Here is a 15,772-nt window from a genome sequence, read left to right on the forward strand (position 1 = left end):
GAAAACGTCGGGGGACGATTCCGTGCTGCCAACGGTAAGCAGCCCCCGTGTCGGTCGTCGTGCGGGGCCGTGACGATCGCGTAACGAAGACCTCTCACGTTAGCGAAATGGTCGTGAGACGCCCGTCACACTCCGTTACGTAAGGGACACGGTCGGGAAATCGCCGACTTTTAGGCTGACGGAACAGCTCGTCACTCGGAAGGTTTCCCATGGACAACGTCACCCCCGCCCCGGATGGTTCCGGCATGCCGCGACGCGTCGTGGTGATCGGCGGCGGCCCCGCCGCGCACCGATTCACCGAAGCCATGTCCGCCCGCGCCACCGCAGCCGGAACCATGGAACACACCGTGACGGTGTTCGGCGAGGAGCCGCACCTGCCCTACGACCGGGTGGCGCTGTCCCGCCGCCTGGTCGACTCCGAAGACCTCACCCTGGGCGACACCGCCCTGTGGGAGTCCGAGGCGATCAGTTACCGCAGCGGCAGCAGAGTCGTGGGCCTCGACGCGGAGACCCAAGCGATCACCCTCGACACCGGCGAACGCGTCGGCTACGACGACCTGGTCTTCGCCACCGGGTCCGCCGCCACCGTGCCGCCCATCCCCGGCGCCGAGGCCGGCCACGTCTACCGCACCCTGGAGGACGTCGACTTCCTGGTCGGCGAGGTCGCCCGGTTGAAGGAACGTTTGGGCCGCCCGGCCAACGTCGTCGTCGTCGGTGGCGGGCTGCTCGGCCTCGAGGCCGCCGGCGGCCTCGCCAGGCTCGGCGCGGCATCCACCCTGGTGCACTCGGGTAACTGGCTGATGAGCGCGCAGCTCGACGAGGGCGCCGGCCAGGCGCTCGGCCGGCTGATCGGCGCGCAGGGCATCACCCTCGCGCTCGGCACCCGACCCACCGAGATCCTGCTCTCCCCCACCGGTCGGGTGCTCGGCGTCGCCCTCACCAACGGCAGCCAGCTGCATGCCGACCTCGTGGTCTTCTCCATCGGCATCACCCCGCGCGACGAACTCGCCCGTTCCGCCGGGCTCGACCTCGGCCCGCGCGGCGGCATCGTCATCGGCGACGACTGCCGCACCTCCGCCGCCGGCATCTGGGCCATCGGCGAGGTCGCCAACATCAACGGGATCTGCGTCGGCCTGGTCGCCCCCGCAAACGCCATGGCCGAGGTCGCCGCAGACCGGCTGCACGGCGGCGAAGCGGTCTTCCCCGGCATCGACGACGCCACCAAGCTCAAGCTCTCCGGGGTGGAGGTCGCCAGCTTCGGCGACGCCCTCGGCCGCACCGAGCACTGCCTCGAGGTGGTCTACGCCGACCCCGCCCGCGGCCTGTACCAGAAGATCGTGGTCACGGGTGATGCCAAGACCCTGCTCGGCGGCATCTTCGTCGGCGACGCCTCGCCGTACACGTCGCTGCGCCCCCTCCTCGGCCGGGAGCTTCCCGCTGAACCCGGCGCGTACCTCTCCGCCGCCGGCGCCGAACCGCCGGCGGGCAGCGACCTGCCCGACGACGTGCAGCTCTGCTCCTGCAACAACGTGTCGGTCGGCGCCGTGCGCGAAGCCATCCGCGGCGACCACGCCGAGGCCTGCACCGAACTCGGCCCGCTCAAGGCGTGCACCCGCGCAGGCACCCAGTGCGGTTCCTGTGTGCCACTGGTCAAGAAGATCCTCGAGACCGAGCTGAAGAAGGCCGGCATCGAGGTCTCCAAGGCCCTCTGCGAGCACATCGCGTTCAGCCGCAGCGAACTGTTCGAGAGCGTGCGCATCCTGCAGCTCACCTCGTTCGACGACATCATGGAGCGCTTCGGCACTGGCCTCGGTTGCGACATCTGCAAGCCCACCATCGCGTCGATCCTGGCCAGCCAGACCAACGGCTATGTGCTGGATGCGGGCCGAGGCGGACTGCAGGACACCAACGACAGGGCCCTGGCCAACATGCAGAAGGACGGCACCTATTCGGTGGTGCCGCGCATCCCGGGCGGGGAGATCACCCCGGCCAAGCTCAAGGTGATCGCCGAGGTCGCCGAGCAGTACAACCTGTATACCAAGATCACCGGCGGGCAGCGCATCGACATGTTCGGCGCCCGGCTGGAGCAGTTGCCCGAGATCTGGACGATCCTCGTCGACGCGGGGTTCGAGTCCGGTCAGGCGTACGGCAAGAGCCTGCGCACCGTGAAGAGCTGCGTGGGCAGCACCTGGTGCCGGTTCGGCGTGCAGGACGCCGTGTCCATGGCCATCCAGCTGGAGCTGCGGTACCGGGGGCTGCGCTCGCCGCACAAGTTCAAGCTCGGCGTCTCCGGCTGCGCCCGCGAGTGCGCTGAGGCTCGCGGTAAAGACATCGGCATCATCGCCACGGATGTGGGCTGGAACCTGTACGTGGGCGGCAACGGCGGTTTCCAGCCGGCGCACGCTCAGCTGCTCGCCCAGGACCTCGACGACGACACCCTGATCGCCTACATCGACCGTTACCTGATGTACTACATCCGCACCGGTGACCGGCTGCAGCGCACCGCGCGCTGGCAGGAGGAACTGCCGGGCGGGCTCGAGCACGTGCGCGACGTGGTCGTGAACGACAGCCTCGGCCTAGCCGCCGAGCTGGAACTGGCGATGAGCGCGCACGTGGGCAGCTACGAGGACGAGTGGGCGGCCACCCTGAAAGACCCGGAGCGGCTGCGCCGGTTCCGTTCGTTCGTGAACGCGCCCACCACCGCCGACCCCGCCGTCGTGCAGGTGCTCGAGCGCGGCCAGCCCCGCCCGGCCTGGCCCGGCGAGCGCGATGCGGCTCAGAACCTCGCCACGGCGAGCGCGACGGATGCGTCGGCGCGGCCGACCGAGTACCTCGGCGTCAGCGTCAACGAACCGTCAGATGACGCCGAACCGACCGGGCCGGTGCTGCTCTCCGGCGCCAGGATCCCGCTGCGCCCCGCGGATGACGCCCCGCGTCACGCACATTCCGCCTCGACGGCAGAAGTTGGAGAATAGGGCCATGTCCCACCGTTCCCTCGATCTCAGCCTCGACGTCACCGGTCGGCGCGTGCTCATCGTCGGCGGCAGCCGGCTGGCCCGCCGGGTGATCGCCCGGTACCTGGCTGCCGGCGCCATCGTCTTCCTGGCCGCAGACACCTACGAGGTGCCCCACCCGGATGTGCGCCCGGTCGAGTGGCCGCGCTCACCGGCCGGCTGGCGCAACCTCGTTTCGGCCGTTGACCTCGTCGTGGCCGTCGACCTGCCGCCCAAGTCCGACCCGCTGCTCGTCGCCGCCTGCGCCGACCGGTCGGTCTGGCTCACCAGGGAAGCAGCGGCACCGGTCTCCCGGCCCGGCCACGTCACCCTCGTCGGCGGCGGCCCCGGCGACAACGACCTGCTCACCGTCGGCGCGTTGAACGCGCTTCGCGGCGCCGACATCGTCTACCACGACCGGCTCGGCCCGCACGACCTGCTCGACCAGTGGGCCCCGGGCGCCGAACACGTCAACGTGGGCAAGCAGCCCGGTCACCACGCCGTGCCGCAGGTCGAGATCGAACGGATGCTGGTGGCCAGCGCCCTCGCCGGCCTCACCGTCGTGCGCCTCAAGGGCGGCGACCCGTTCGTGTTCGGTCGCGGCGGCGAGGAGGTGGCGGCGTGCCGTGCCGCCGGAGTGAGCGTCACCGTCATCTCCGGGGTCACCAGCGCCATCTCGGTGCCGGCGCTGGCGGGCATCCCGGTGACCCACCGTGAGGTCTCACGCCTGTTCACCGTGCTGAGCGGCCACGTGCCGCTGAGCGAGGAGGAACTGGCCCACCTGGTGGGCCTGGGCGGCACCATCGTGGTGCTCATGGGGGTGGGCACGCTGCCGCACCTGGCCAGCGGGCTGGCCAGGCACGGCATGGCGGCCGACATGCCCATCGCCATCATCGAACGCGGCTTCTCCTCCCAGCAGCGCACCACCGTGGCCGACATCTCGACCGTCGTCACCGTCGCCGGCGAGGTCGGCGCCCGCTCCCCCGCCGTGCTCGTGATCGGCGAGGTCGTGCGCCTGGCCCAGTGCGACGACGCCGCCGCCGTGGCGGAGCTCGCAAACGCCGCTACACTCACAGGCCAGAGGTAACGCTGCCCAGACGGGTACCCATCCCCTGAGCGCTCCCCTGTTCCAGACAACTCTGCCCCAGACCATCGGAGACACCGTTAACGACATCGGAATCGAATCGGGGCTGCCCGGCTTCCGACCGGACCAGCTCGAGGGCTTCCGCATTGGCGTCACCTCAGACCGCCGCAGCGAAGACCTGATCGCCGCGTTCGAGCGGCGCGGCGCAGATGTGCTGCACGCCCCGGCCATCCGGATCGCGGCCGCAGCGGACGACGCCCGCATCACCGTGGACACCGCGGCCATCATCGCCGCCCGCCCCGACGTGCTGCTGGCGACGACGTCGTACGGCGTGCGGCGCTGGTTCGAGGCGGCGGATGCGGCCGGGCTCGGCCACGAGCTCGCCACCACCCTCGAGCACAGCCGCATCCTCGTGCGCGGTCCCAAGGCGCGCGGTGCCATCCGCGCGGCCAACCTCGACGACTCCGGCATGAGCGACGAAGAGACCACCCGTTCGCTGGTGGACAAGGTTCTCGCTGAAGGCGCGGACGGGCTGACGGTGGCCGTGCAGCTGCACGGCTTCACCGACGAGTCCCAGATTCAGCGGCTGCAGGACGCCGGGGTCACCGTGCTCACCGTCGCGCCGTACCGGTGGCTGCTGCCGGAGGACTCCAGCCGGGTGCTCAAACTCATCGACGCCGTCTGTACGGGCACGCTCGACGCCGTCACCTTCACCAGCGCGCCCGCGGTCGAGGCTCTGTTCGGGGCGGCGGATGGCGTCGGCAAGCTCGAGGCGCTGCAGGAGGCCCTGCGCGGCCCGGTGGTGGCCGCGGCCGTCGGGCACGTCACGGCCGCTCCCCTGGTGGCGGCGGGCATCACCCCGATCGTGCCCGAGCGGTTCCGCATGGGCGCGCTGATCAAGCTGGTCTGCGACTACCTGGCCGAGGAGAGGGTGCTCAGGCTGGACACCAGGCACGGCGCGGTGGAATTGCGTGGTCGCCTGGTCAGGGTGGGCGGCGCATCCGCCCTGCTGGCGCCCACCTCGCTCACGTTGTTGCGTGCCCTGCTGGCCGCGCGCGGCACTGTGCTCTCCCGGGCCGACCTCACGGCCGCCCTGCCAGACATCCAGGACGACCACGCCGTCGATGTGGCCATCAGCCGGCTGCGCCAGGCCCTACCGGTGCCTGCCCTCGTCGCCACCGTCATCAAACGCGGCTACCGCATCGACATCTAGCTCCCCCGTCCGAATGACGCCCGAATCGACGCCCCAGCTCTCGCCGGGGAGCATAACTCCTGCAGATTCTTGATCCCTGCGGCGCACTTCCGCGAGATTGCGGCACAGTTGCCCGGCTCGGGGAAAAATTGCAGGAGTTATGCACGTGCACCACGGGGCGGCCGGGGTGGGGCGGGCTAGGACAGGCGGGCGGCGACCTCGTCGAGCACCGACTCCGCGCCGGCGTAGATGCCGTCCGGCCGGGGCCAGTGGCTGATCACATCCGTGAAACCGAGCTCGGCTGCGCGCCCCACGGCGTCGTCGAAGGCGGCGACACTCTGCAGCGAGTAACTGCCACCGCTGTCCAGGGATAGGTGCCGGTCGACGGTGCCGGGGTCACGGCCGGCCGCGACCAGGGTGTCGTCGAGCCGTCTCACCAGCCGGGCCACCGCGGTCCACCATTCCTCGCCGACCGCGCCGTCCGCGCCCGTGGTCACCCAGCCGGCCCCGTGCTCGGCCACGATCCGCAGGCCCTTGGGGCCGTTCGCGGCGATCACGAACGGCACCCTGGGGTTCTGCGCCGGCCGGCCCACCATGCGCGCGTCCACCGCCGTGAACCAGTCGCCGGAGAAATTCACGCCACCCGCACCAGGGGCCTCGTGCCGCAGCAGCAGGTCGAGGTCGGTCACGAACTCGGCGAACCGCTCGTGCCGTTGGCGGGGCGAGTAGGCAGGCTGGCCGAGCACGAACGCATCAAAGCCGGTGCCGCCGGAACCCACCCCGAGGGTGAACCTGCCTCCGGAGATGTCATCGACCGTGGCGATCTCCTTGGCGAACGGCACCGGATGCCGAAAGTTCGGCGACGCGACGAAGGTACCCAGCCGGATGCGGTCGGTGACGGCCGCGGCCGCGGCCAGCGTGGGGGTCGTGGCGTGCCACGGTTCGCTCGCGAGGCTGCGCCAGGAGAGGTGGTCGTAGGTCCAGGCGTGGTCGAAGCCGTAGTCCTCTGCGGCTTGCCATCGGCGGCGGGCCTGGCGCCACTCGAACTGGGGCAGGATGACGATTCCGTGGCGCATGAGGGCAGTCTACAAACCGATCGCACCGAACCGAGCGCAGCATCGCAACCTCCTGCGCGCGACTCGCGGTCCTGCCGGACCGCGAAAATCTCCAGGTGCGGATGTCGGTGGGGGCTGGCAGACTCTCGGCATGACAGGCACAGACCACACTCGCCGCCCCGTCCCGTCCAGCGCCGTCCCGTCTCAGGCCGTCGGCCCGGTGCACTGCGGCATCGTGCCGCCGTATCTCCTCGCCCACCTGGCCACCGTTGACGATCCACGCTTCTCGGCCGCAGCCGAGGCCGCCAGGCGGTCCCTGCGGGTGGACGCCCCGATTCGCAGCCTCCGTTCGTCTGACAATCGCCCCACTGCCCGCCCGGCTGTCCCCGCACCGGGCATGGCCGGTGTCGTCCGCCGCACCATTTGGGACGCCGATCACCTGCAGTCCCTGCCCGGCCGGATCGTGCGCACCGAGGGCGCTCCTCCGGTCGCCGACGTGACCGTGAACGAGGCATACACCGGTCTCGGCGATACCCACGACCTGTTCTGGAGCCGCTACCAGCTGGACTCCATCGACGGCAGGGGCCTGCCGTTGGACGCCACCGTGCACTACGGCCAGGCCTACGACAACGCATTCTGGGATGGTCAGCGCATGGTCTTCGGAGACGGTGACGGCGAGGTCTTCAACCGATTCACCCTCTCGCTGAGCGTCATCGCCCACGAACTCACCCACGGTGTCACCCAGTACAGTGCCAACCTCGCCTATCGCAACCAATCCGGCGCCCTGAACGAGTCCGTCTCCGACGTCTTCGGCGCTCTCGCCGAACAGTACGCCGCCGGCCAGGACACGGCCTCGGCGAGTTGGCTGATCGGCGAAGGCCTGTTCACCGACGAGGTGCAGGGGCAGGCCCTGCGTTCGATGAAGGCGCCGGGCACCGCGTACGACGACGACGTGCTCGGCACCGACCCGCAACCGGGCTCCATAGCCGGCTACATCGACACCGACGCCGACAACGGCGGAGTCCACCTGAACTCCGGTATCCCGAACCGGGCGTTCTACCTGGTCGCGGCCGCCATCGGCGGCAACGCCTGGGAGGCACCCGGACAGATCTGGTACGACACCCTCACCGGGTCCGACCTCACCGAGACCTCGACCTTCGCCGTGTTCGCCCGCGCCACCGAGACGGCCGCCGTCGCCCGCTTCGGTCGCGGTTCCCGTGAACACGAAGCCGTGCGCACGGGCTGGGATGGTGTGGGGCTTCCCCTGTCACCCCTCCGGGCGGCGTCCTGACCGCACCGGACCACGCCTGACGTCGCCTGCCTGGCGGCCGACAGTCGGCCGACGGGCCGCTGAACCTGTGGGTGACTGGGAAGGCACTGCCGATCAGCCCGACATCCCCGATCGTGGCGCTCCCGGACGTAGCATGGGGGCCATGAAGGTCGTCGTCTCACGCAGCGGAGGTCTCGCCGGACTCCGGGTGACCTGGGACGTCCAGGTCGACGATCAGCCGGATGCGGCCGCCTGGATGGCCTTTCTGCAGCAGCTGCCCTGGGACGAAGCCGAGGACACCACCCCGGCGCCCGACCGCTTCGTCTACCGGATCCGCTGCGCCCCGCACGAGGTCGTTCTCGCCGAGCCGCAGGTGCACGGCCCGTGGAAGGACCTCATCGACCGGGTCCGCGCCGTCAGCGAACGCTGACCCGCACACGTCGTCGACCAGCCGGGCGCCCTCTCGCGGGAGCAGAGCTGGACACCACAGGGCACCGGGAAATCGATACCGTCATCGTTCCGTAATGGGTGCGGATGCCGCAACTGGTAACGCGACCCGTACGGGGGTAACGGCACCTCCGAACAGGGGGGCCTCCAGTGGCGACTGCACGATCGACCAATTCCACAACCACCGCCTCGGGCGCTGACAAGCGCAGTCGATCGCGCTTCGTCCTGCGTTCCGGCCTCGCGGTCACCTTCGCGATCGTGGTCGCCGCCGCGGCGATGCTCGGCACGACCCAGGCCCCGGCCTCGGCCGCGGTCGGACCCGGCGTCACGGAGCAGTGCAACGGCATCGAGAACGGCGGCGGCCGGGCCGTGGAATGCCAGGTCACCGTCACCAACTACCTCGACGTCGCCACCGGTCTCACCAGCTCGACCATCGTGGCGCGTGCCTGCGTCGGTGCCGCCAACGCCGAGCCGACCTGCACGGTCCTCCCGATCACCTTTCCCACCGCCACCACGGTGGTGAACCAGTGCAACGCCTCCGGCCAGGGCGGCGGGGCCACCGTCACCTGCGAGGTCAGGGTCGTCAACAACATCATCGGCGACACCACCCTCACCCCCGCAACCGTGAACCAGTGCGTCGGTTCGGGCGCGGGCGGCGGCACAGAGCCCACCCTGGACTGCAGCCCGGTCCAGTCGACGACGAACGCCACGATCACCCAGTGCAACGGAGCCGCCAACGGCGGTGGCGGAACCCGCCGGGTCACCTGTGTCGTCGATCCCTCCACCCAGAGCACGGCACTGCCGGTGACGATCACCCAGTGCAACAACGGCAACGTCACCGCACCCGGCTCGTACGTCACCTGCACCGCATCGCTCACCCACCGCCTGCTGCCGGCCGGCACGGTGATTCCCACGCCCACGCCCACGCCCACCCCGACCCCGACCCCGACGGGCACGCCCACCCCCACCGGCACACCCACCCCGACGCCGACACCGACGGCCACGCCCACCAGCACGCCGACGTCCAGCCCCTCCGCCACCCCGTCGGCCACTCCAGTCCCGACCCCGACCCCGACCGCGACGGTTCCCGCCGAGACCCCGACGCCCACCCCTGCGCCCACTGAAACGGCCAGCCCGGTCGTCCCAGTCGTCCCGGCGTCCCCGTCACCCACGCCGACGTCCACCAGCCCAGCCAGCCCCCTGATTCCGGCCGTCGGAGCCGACCAGGGCGGCGGACTCGGTGCCGGACAGGGCGCTGAGCAGGACACCGAACCGGGCGCAGAGCAGGGCACCGAACTGGCCGAGACCGGTGTGGATCCACTACCGGTCTTCCTGATCGCCGCTGGAGCGCTGCTGGTCGGCGGGATCCTGGTCGCCGTCATGCTCGTCCGTCGGCGCACCGGCCAGAACCCGACCCGCCGGTCCTGACCCCGGTACGCCCATCCGGCGCTTCCCTGAGCGTCCTGGCACCGGCTGCACCGACACGCCGCGGCCCACTCGGCACACTCGCCGAGTGGGCCGCAAAGTGGGAACATGGGGCATGGCCACTGACAACGCTAATCCCGTCCGCATTCTGCGCGAAGAAGAGTGCTGGGAGTTGCTGCTCTCCTCCAGCTTCGGCCGTCTCGCGGCGAGCGTCGCCGACGACATCGAGATCTTCCCACTCAACTTCGTCGCCGCGGATCAGCGCCTGCTCTTCCGCACCGCAGAGGGCACCAAGTTGCTCGCACTGACCGTGAACAACCGGGTCGCCCTGGAGACCGACGACATCGGCCGCGCAGACGCCTGGAGTGTCGTGGTCAAGGGCATCGCGCGGATCCTGGACACCCAGGCCGAGATTGATGCCGCGAACGAGCTGCCGTTGCGCCCGCTCATCCCCACCCTCAAGTACATCTGGGTCGAGATCACGCCCACCGAGATCACCGGTCGCCGGTTCAGCCTCGAACCGGAGCCAGAGCGCTACTAGGTTCTCCTGGCTGAGCTACGCCCCGGCGACCAGGCTCGCACCGGCACGACCGATGAGCATGAGCACGGCGGTGCCGTACGCATCCTCGGCCGTCGATGCCTGGAACGACTCGTCGACGCCGGACACATGAACGTTCACCCGGTAGCTGTCGTCGCCCTGCCGGTGCAGGGAGCGGAAGGTGCCACGCAGCAGCTGGCGAAGCTGGTCCTCCCTGGGCAACCAGAGCGCATCCTCCAGGGCGAGGGAATCGAGCGCCCACTCGGTGGTGCCGTTGAAGCCGAGAATCGTGCCGGTGTCGAACTCGTGCGCCTCGATGGTCATCTCGCTGACCGTGAACACGTCCGCGTCGAATCCCGGCCGTTCGATACTGAACGAATCACCGGATGCCGGACGCCAACGCAATCCGGCCTGCTGCAACGCCCGGGCACAGTCGATTGTGATCATGTCCCATTATCGGCACGGGAAGCGTTGAGCGCGAGGACCCGCACGCCGTCGGGTACCCCGGAGAGCGCTCGGCGTTCTCCGGGGCCACTCACAGGGGCTGCTTAGCTGACGCCGAGCAGGTCGATCACGAAGATCAGGGTCTTGCCGGACAGGCGGTGCCCGGAGCCGGCCGGGCCGTAGGCCAGGTGCGCAGGCACGGTCAGCTTGCGTCGTCCGCCCACCTTCATGCCGGGGATACCCTGCTGCCAGCCGGCGATCAGGGAGCGCAGCGGGAAGTTGATGGACTGGCCACGGTTCCAGGACGAGTCGAATTCCTCGCCGGTGTCGTACTCCACGCCGAGGTAGTGCACGTCAACGGTGGCGCCGGCGGTGGCCTCGGCCCCGTCACCCACCACGATGTCGACGATGTCGAGCTGTTCGGGCGCGGGGCCCTCCGGGAAGTCGAGTTCTGGCTTGCTGTTGAGATCGGTCATAAGACCATCCAACCGGATCGGGAGCCTCGGTGCCTACCTCGAAATTCCCCCTTGCGCGAACGAGGAGGCGAGGTGCATTCTTTATGCATAGAAACTCGCCGCACCGGGAGAGTTGTCGGCAGTGCCACACCACCGGGCGGCGAGTTTTTCCGTTCAGCGCCGACAGGTCAGCGCCGACAGCTCAGTTCAGTATCTCGGCCCGGTCGGCCATCAGCAGGCCCAGCAGCCGGGTTTCCTCCGCCTGGTCCGGTGAGACGCCCGCCGTCGCGGCGCGCACGGGCTTGGCCTGGGCCGCGATCAGGCGATGACGCACGGATGCCAGCCTGGCGGCATCCACGATGAACCGCTGCATGGCGAGTCGTCGCGACGTCGGCTGGGCGTGCGCCCAGGCGAGGGCCTGCCTACGGCCGTGACCTGTGGCGAGCATCTGCACCTCGGCGGGGGTGAACCAGCCCACGGCGGCATAGTCGCCGAGTCGCTGCACGGTCAGTTTCTCCTCGTGCCGGCGCAGCAGCACCACGGTGAGGATGGCGCCGAGGAACATGGGCACCTGCACCAGGAGGTAGTAGCCGAGCAGGGACCCATCCGTGGTGAGGACGAAGAACGCCCCGTTCCACAGCGCGTGCAGCAGCACCGCCGCGACGAAGCCGATCAGGACCGTGCCGATGTAGCCGGAGCCGGTGGCACGCCGGGCGGCCAGACCCAGGGCAAACCCGGTGCAGGCCGTGAACAACACGTGTGCGAACGGCGAGAGCACCCCGCGAAGCAGGAACGTGACCCCGAGGGTGCCGAGACCGCCCTCGAGCATGGCCACACCGAAGTACTGGATGTTCTCGGAGAAGGCGAAGCCGGCGGCGATCACGGCCGCATAGACCAGCCCGTCGATCGGACCGTTGAACTGTGCCCGGATCACCCAGAACAACAGCAGCAGGCCGAAGCCCTTGGCCGCTTCCTCCACCAGGGGTGCCTGCACGACGGCGGACAGGAAGTCCCCGCCTGGGCCGGTCCCACTGGCGGCCGCGTATATCTGCACGCCGAGGTCGAAGACCAGCGCGGACACCACGGACACGCCCGCACCCCAGAGGAAGGCGAACCACAGCGCCGGGTGCGGTTCGGGTTCCCAACGGTCCACCCAGCGCACGGCCAGGATCACGAGCGTCAGCGGGATGAGGGCCAGCACCAGGCAGATCCCCACCGCGGCCGCCCCGAGGAAGGTGGCCATGTACACCAGCACGAGCAGCACGGCCAGCGCACCCACCACGATCCCGAGGCTGGCCCAGATCACGGTGCTGGTGCGGTGCCGCTGCACGGGCGCGCTCCAGACCGGGGTCGAGATGGGCGCATCCTGGGCGGGGACGGCGGTGGTCCGGCCGGTCGGGTCGAAGGTCATGCGAGTCAGTTTAGGGGTACGGCCGAAACGGCCGTGTCCGATTTCCGCTACCGACCGCGCGACGGTCGTGTCAGGCTGGAGGGGTGAGCACAACTTCCGGCCCCCGCACCCCGGCCGCCCCGCCGCCGGCAGCGTCGGCCAGGGGCAGCGTCGACGATCCCGTGTTCGCCGAGCGGTACCGGGCGATGTCGTCACGGGATGCTCGTTTCGACGGCCAGTTCATCACCGGTGTGCACTCCACGGGCATCTACTGCCGACCGAGCTGCCCGGCCATGACGCCCAAACCGTCGAACGTGTCGTTCTACCTCACCGCCGCGGCGGCCCACGAGGCGGGCTTGCGAGCCTGCAAACGCTGCCTGCCAGACGCCGTGCCCGGGTCGCCGGACTGGAACATCCGGGACGACCTGGCCGCCAGGGCCATGCGGCTGATCGGTGACGGCACCGTGGAGAGGGAGGGCGTGCCCGGGCTGGCCCACCGGCTCGGCTACACCGCGAGGCACCTCACCCGGGTGCTCGTCGCCGAGGTCGGTGCCTCTCCCCTGGCCCTCGCCCGCGCCCACCGGGCACAGACCGCCCGGGTGCTGCTCACCGGCACCGACCTGTCGATCACCGATGTCGCCTTCGCCGCCGGCTTCGGCAGTGTGCGGCAATTCAACGACACCATCACCGCGGTCTACGAGCGCACCCCGTCTGCCCTGCGCGCCGGCGCGCGAGTGGCCGATCGCGCAGGCACCCCCGGCGACGACGCCGCAATGCCCGGCTCGGCCATCCGCCTGCTGTTGCCCGCCAGGGCACCGTTCGACGGGCCGGGCCTGCTGGGGTTCCTCCGGCAACGCGCCGTGGCCGGCGTGGAACGGTGCACGACGGACGGCTACGAACGCACCCTGCGGCTCCCGCACGGTTCGGCGACCCTCTGGGTGACCCTCACCGGCACGAGCGCCGCCCCTGCCCTGGCCTGCGAGGCCCGGCTGGACAGCCTCGCCGACCTCGCCCCCCTGGTCAGCCGGGTGCGGCGACTGTTCGACCTCGACGCGGATGCGCAGGCCATCGACACGGCGCTGGCCGACGATCCCGCGCTGGCCGGGTCGGTGCGCACCACCGCTGGGATGCGGGTGCCGGGCAGCCTCGACCCCGAGGAGACGCTGTTCCGGGCGCTGCTCGGCCAACAGGTGTCTGTGGCCTCCGCCCGGACCGCGCTCGGTCGCCTGACTAGCGCCCTCGGCGACCGGATCGCGGGCGACCCGGCTGGCGAGACCGCGGCCGCGTCCGGCGCACCCGAGCACCCACGACCAGAGCAGGCCGACAGCACCGCCCCGACCCTGCTCTTTCCCACCGCGGCGCGCATCGCCGCCGACGGCCGCGAGATGTTGCGCGGCCCGGCCGCGCGCATCGACACGATCGTGCGGGTGGCCGAGGCGCTGGCGACGGGCGAGCTGGTGCTGGATGTTGGCGAATCCCGCGCCGACCTCACAGCCAGGCTCACCGCGCTGCGCGGTATCGGCCCGTGGACGGCCGGATACGTGGCCATGCGCGTGCTCGGCAGCCCCGACATCCTGCTCACCAGCGATCTTGCGTTGCGGCAAGGAGCGGAGCGCCTCGGCCTGCCGGCGCGGGCGGCCGACCTCGCCGCCCACGGCAGCCGGTGGGCACCCTGGCGCAGCTACGCCGGCATGCACCTCTGGCGGTCTGCGGCCGCGGCCACACCCCAGAAGCCGGAGGGCACGGCCGGCCCGCGCGCTGCCAGCGGGAACGGGGCCGCGCCGTTACGCTGAACAGGTGAAGTTTGCGCATCTCAGAGTCGAAGGCCAATCCGTCCCCCGTCTAGCTGTTGTGGTCGAGGACTCAGCGCTGTTCCTGGACGAGGTGCTCGACGACGCTCCGCGCGACCTGCAGGACCTCCTGGAAAAGGGCACGGCCGAGTACGACCGGGTGCGCGCGCTGACCGCCCACGCGTTGACCCACGGGGCGAGCCTCACCCCGATCGACGAGCTGCGGCACTCCTCAGCTGTTCTCCGGCCCCCGCAGATCATCGCGATCGGCGCCAACTACGCCGCCCACTCCTCCGAGCTCAAGCTGCGCAGCGAGACCGCCGCCACCGTGTTCTCGCTCTGGCCCAACTCGCTCACCGGGCACGAGTCGATCATCACCTGGCCCAGCGACCTGACCGGCCAGGTGGACTACGAGGCCGAACTCGGCGTGATCATCGGCCGGCCCGCCCGCAACGTCTCGGTGCAGAACGCCCTCGACTACGTCTTCGGCTACACCGTCGTGAACGACATCACCGCCCGTGACCTGCAGTTCTCCGAAGCGCAGTGGTCGCGCTGCAAGTCCTTCGACGGGTTCACCCCCACCGGCCCGCTGGTCGTCACCGCCGACGAGATCGCCGACCCGCAGAACCTGTGGTTGACCACCCACGTCGACGGCCGCATCCTGCAGGACGCGTCGAGCGGCGACATGGTGCGCACCGTGGCCGAGATCATCGCGTACCTCTCCCTCACCTCGACTCTGCTGCCTGGCACGCTCATCTCCACCGGCAGCCCCGGCGGTGCCGGTTACAGCCGCAAGCCGCAGGTGTTCCTCAAGGACGGTTCGACGGTCACCGTCTCCATCGACCGGATCGGACTGCTCACCACTCACTGCCGTGAGATCTGACCATCGTGAGATCTGACCCGGCCGGCCCGGGGTCGCCGATCACGATCTCGGTGGTCATCCCGGTGTACAACGACGCCGACTTCCTGCGCACCTGCCTGCGCGCGCTGTCACAGCAACGCCGACCGGCCGACGAGATCATCGTGGTCGACAACGCCAGCACGGATGACACGGCCGCTGTTGCGCGCGCCGCGGGTGTGCGCCTGGTCACCGAGCCGCTGCGGGGCATCTGGCCGGCCACGTCCGCCGGTTACGACGCGGCCACCGGCGACGTGATCGCCAGGCTGGACTCCGACTCCGTCCCGCCGGTGGATTGGATCGAACGGATCGAGGCCAGGTTCACGGCCGATCCGGACACCGCCGTCTACACCGGCCCCGGCGACTTCTACAACTGCGGCCCGGTCACGGCCTGGCTCGGCAACCACGTGTACATCGGCGGTTACTTCATCTGGATGGGCCTGTGGCTCGGGCACTACCCGCTGTTCGGGTCGAACTTCGCCATGCGCAGCCGGGTCTGGGCCGCCAACCGGGACCGGGTGCGCCGCCGGAGCAACGACGTGCACGACGACCTCGATTTCAGCATGCACCTGGGGCCGGACGAACGCGTCGTCCTGGACCGGACGCTGCGGGTCGCCATCTCCTCCCGCCCGTTCGAGACCGCCGGCGGGCTCGGCCGACGAGTGGCCTGGGCGGGTCGCACGCTCTTCTCCGGCTGGCCGGACTACTCGCCGTGGCGCATCCGCCACCGGTCGGCGAGTCGCCGCAAACGTCCCCTTCGTACGCGCTGAAGCGGAGTTTTGCGGCAACTC

General features: G+C 70.3%; 14 protein-coding genes. 10 read left to right on the forward strand and 4 right to left on the reverse strand.

The genetic code is table 11. The annotated features are described in order from the left end of the window. Positions 1 to 209: 209 nt before the first annotated feature. The 3 genes from nirB to K2F54_RS08475 all read left to right on the forward strand — a co-directional run bounded on the left by nirB (position 210) and on the right by K2F54_RS08475 (position 5,290). Complete coding sequence (gene nirB / locus K2F54_RS08465) at positions 210 to 2,975, forward strand: nitrite reductase large subunit NirB (RefSeq protein ID WP_255576863.1); 2,766 nt, start codon at positions 210 to 212, stop codon at positions 2,973 to 2,975. A gap of 4 nt (positions 2,976 to 2,979) precedes the next feature. Further along, positions 2,980 to 4,080: a uroporphyrinogen-III C-methyltransferase gene (gene cobA / locus K2F54_RS08470; protein WP_220605431.1), complete on the forward strand. Its 1,101-nt coding sequence runs from the start codon at positions 2,980 to 2,982 to the stop codon at positions 4,078 to 4,080. Positions 4,081 to 4,183: 103 nt separating this feature from the next. Next, on the forward strand, positions 4,184 to 5,290 hold the full coding sequence (locus tag K2F54_RS08475; protein WP_255576883.1) for a uroporphyrinogen-III synthase: 1,107 nt from the start codon (positions 4,184 to 4,186) through the stop codon (positions 5,288 to 5,290). Between the two features lie 176 nt (positions 5,291 to 5,466). Here K2F54_RS08475 and K2F54_RS08480 read toward each other — a convergent pair whose 3' ends face one another. Beyond that, positions 5,467 to 6,345 (reverse strand): LLM class flavin-dependent oxidoreductase, encoded by an 879-nt coding sequence (locus K2F54_RS08480; RefSeq protein WP_220605432.1) that lies wholly within the window; start codon positions 6,343 to 6,345, stop codon positions 5,467 to 5,469. Positions 6,346 to 6,475: 130 nt separating this feature from the next. Between K2F54_RS08480 and K2F54_RS08485 the strand changes: the two genes are divergently transcribed. From K2F54_RS08485 to K2F54_RS08500, 4 genes are all read left to right on the forward strand, one after another. Next, complete coding sequence (locus tag K2F54_RS08485) at positions 6,476 to 7,615, forward strand: M4 family metallopeptidase (RefSeq protein WP_220605433.1); 1,140 nt, start codon at positions 6,476 to 6,478, stop codon at positions 7,613 to 7,615. A 142-nt stretch (positions 7,616 to 7,757) separates the two neighbouring features. Next, entirely contained in the window at positions 7,758 to 8,024 is a 267-nt protein-coding gene (locus K2F54_RS08490; protein WP_220605434.1) for a protealysin inhibitor emfourin, read from the forward strand. A gap of 167 nt (positions 8,025 to 8,191) precedes the next feature. Beyond that, entirely contained in the window at positions 8,192 to 9,469 is a 1,278-nt protein-coding gene (locus K2F54_RS08495; RefSeq protein WP_220605435.1) for a hypothetical protein, read from the forward strand. Positions 9,470 to 9,581: 112 nt separating this feature from the next. Next, entirely contained in the window at positions 9,582 to 10,007 is a 426-nt protein-coding gene (locus tag K2F54_RS08500) for a pyridoxamine 5'-phosphate oxidase family protein (RefSeq protein WP_220605436.1), read from the forward strand. 15 nt (positions 10,008 to 10,022) lie between these two features. Here K2F54_RS08500 and K2F54_RS08505 read toward each other — a convergent pair whose 3' ends face one another. From K2F54_RS08505 to K2F54_RS08515, 3 genes are all read right to left on the reverse strand, one after another. Continuing rightward, a complete protein-coding gene (locus K2F54_RS08505) occupies positions 10,023 to 10,451 on the reverse strand; it encodes a hypothetical protein (protein ID WP_220605437.1) in 429 nt (142 codons plus the stop codon). Positions 10,452 to 10,552: 101 nt separating this feature from the next. After that, on the reverse strand, positions 10,553 to 10,924 hold the full coding sequence (locus tag K2F54_RS08510; protein ID WP_220605438.1) for an FKBP-type peptidyl-prolyl cis-trans isomerase: 372 nt from the start codon (positions 10,922 to 10,924) through the stop codon (positions 10,553 to 10,555). Positions 10,925 to 11,105: 181 nt separating this feature from the next. Then, positions 11,106 to 12,314, reverse strand: a complete 1,209-nt coding sequence (locus K2F54_RS08515; RefSeq protein WP_220605439.1) for a PrsW family intramembrane metalloprotease — start codon at positions 12,312 to 12,314, stop codon at positions 11,106 to 11,108. Positions 12,315 to 12,475: 161 nt separating this feature from the next. On the opposite strand from K2F54_RS08515, the gene K2F54_RS08520 reads away from it, so the two are divergent. The 3 genes from K2F54_RS08520 to K2F54_RS08530 are packed head-to-tail and all read left to right on the forward strand — an operon-like array spanning position 12,476 to position 15,751. After that, positions 12,476 to 14,086 carry an AlkA N-terminal domain-containing protein gene (locus K2F54_RS08520; protein WP_308287583.1) on the forward strand — a complete coding sequence of 537 codons (1,611 nt, stop codon included), beginning with the start codon at positions 12,476 to 12,478 and terminating at the stop codon, positions 14,084 to 14,086. A gap of 4 nt (positions 14,087 to 14,090) precedes the next feature. Continuing rightward, complete coding sequence (locus K2F54_RS08525) at positions 14,091 to 14,966, forward strand: fumarylacetoacetate hydrolase family protein (RefSeq protein ID WP_220605440.1); 876 nt, start codon at positions 14,091 to 14,093, stop codon at positions 14,964 to 14,966. 5 nt (positions 14,967 to 14,971) lie between these two features. Continuing rightward, positions 14,972 to 15,751: a glycosyltransferase family 2 protein gene (locus K2F54_RS08530; RefSeq protein WP_308287580.1), complete on the forward strand. Its 780-nt coding sequence runs from the start codon at positions 14,972 to 14,974 to the stop codon at positions 15,749 to 15,751. Positions 15,752 to 15,772 lie beyond the last annotated feature (21 nt).

Origin of the sequence: Cryobacterium inferilacus (assembly GCF_019599185.1) — a bacterium.
Lineage (GTDB): Bacteria > Actinomycetota > Actinomycetes > Actinomycetales > Microbacteriaceae > Cryobacterium > Cryobacterium inferilacus.